A 384-nucleotide genomic window follows, 5' to 3' on the forward strand; every position below is an offset into this window, starting at 1 on the left:
GGCCAGGTGACGGTCACGAACGGCTTCGTGCGCGACGCGGACGCCGTGCTGCGCGTGATCACGGGCTGCTTTGGCGGCGCCACCGCGTTCCCGATCCACCGCCTGTGCGACACGTATGCGGCCGGTCCGCGCCGCCGGCCCACCCACATCCTGATGATTTCCGACGCCGGGATCGACACGATGTTCGCCGACGACGAGCGGGGCAACAGCGGCTGGGACGTCGCGGCGACGGCGCTGCGCCATGCGCGCGCGGGTGGCACGATGGCCCTGAACATTCCCGAACATTGGCCGGCGCTGGCGTCGGCGCTGGCGCAGTCGAGGTATGCGGACCCGTGGAAGACGCTCGTGCGCGCCCGCGACGAACAGCGCTGGGACGTGCATGCC

At 71.6% G+C, this 384-nt stretch carries 1 pseudogene; it reads left to right on the top strand.

The window, feature by feature from the left end:
• Positions 1–384: pseudogene (locus tag ACEN88_RS34555) on the top strand (VWA domain-containing protein); the annotation flags it as partial.

It is taken from the genome of Massilia sp. CT11-108, assembly GCF_047302915.1.
Lineage (GTDB): Bacteria > Pseudomonadota > Gammaproteobacteria > Burkholderiales > Burkholderiaceae_D > Telluria > Telluria orientalis.